At 26.8% G+C, this 1,042-nt stretch carries 2 protein-coding genes; both read right to left on the bottom strand.

Annotated elements, in window-relative coordinates; genetic code table 11:
- Positions 1-298 precede the first annotated feature (298 nt).
- Complete coding sequence (locus tag CYP51_RS00010; protein ID WP_085657902.1) at positions 299-436, bottom strand: diadenosine tetraphosphate hydrolase; 138 nt, start codon at positions 434-436, stop codon at positions 299-301.
- Positions 437-1,042, bottom strand: a 606-nt coding sequence (locus CYP51_RS00005; protein ID WP_103623882.1) for a tRNA 2-selenouridine synthase, incomplete at its 5' end; no start/stop codon positions are given.

Below are 1,042 nucleotides of genomic sequence, written 5' to 3'. Positions count from 1 at the left end.
CAAATTTCTCATCAAATATATATACTCCACCATATTGTTTAGCTAAGTTTTCTAGTTCAGAGTTACTTATCTTTTTGTTTGCTTGATTAGCTGAGCAAGCTATTAAAAATATACTTGTTAGAAGTAAGAGTGTTATAGCTAGAAATTTCATTGATTATCCTTTTATGTTTGAAATTTTAGTTTGGATATTTTATTGTTATTGTATTTATAATATTATTAATTTATTATGTGCTGTTTGGGGTTTATTAAAATTTATTATGCAGATAAAAATTTATTTCGGGTATTTTCATAGCTTATTTTATTTATCATAAAGCTCATCAAGTCCATTTCTTTCATTCTCAAATACATTATGAAGCATTGCATAACTTGCATCAGCTATATCAATATAGTCTTTAAAGCAATTTATTAGCTCTTTATTTGATTTTTTAGTTTGCACTTACTTGTCCTTGTTTGCTTTTATGAATTTGTTGTTTGTTAGAATGAATTTGTTTCCACCGCTTACTGGAACTATACTTTTTTTACTAAAGCTTATTCCCATTCCTTCATCTCCAAATAAGCCATATTTAGTGCTATATGTTTCATAATAAACATCTATGCTTATAGGAACTATTTCTCCATTATCATCTACATATAATTTTCCTAAATCTAAATATGGTTTTTCTTTGTTAAAATTTTCTAAACCTATAAACTCAATTATTTTATTTATATAGACTTCAGAAGTTTTGGCTTTCTTACCAGTTTGGTTTTCATAATATATCCAGCGAGTGTAGTATCTTTTACCATTTGAGAGGGTTTGAGGATATTTCTCATCAAAGCCTTTTAAATTCTTTCTCATTTCAGCATCAGTCGTAGAAGCATTTATTATTTTTAGTTCTGCTTCTCTTCTTAACTTTTCTTTAATTTCTATCTCTTTCTCAAATTTCTCATCAAATATATATACTCCACCATATTGTTTAGCTAAGTTTTCTAGTTCAGAGTTACTTATCTTTTTGTTTGCTTGATTAGCTGAGCAAGCTATTAAAAATATACTTGTTAGAAGTAG

The sequence above is a fragment of the Campylobacter concisus genome (assembly GCF_002912895.1).
Taxonomy (GTDB): domain Bacteria; phylum Campylobacterota; class Campylobacteria; order Campylobacterales; family Campylobacteraceae; genus Campylobacter_A; species Campylobacter_A concisus_G.
This window is presented reverse-complemented; position numbering and strand designations above follow the sequence as displayed.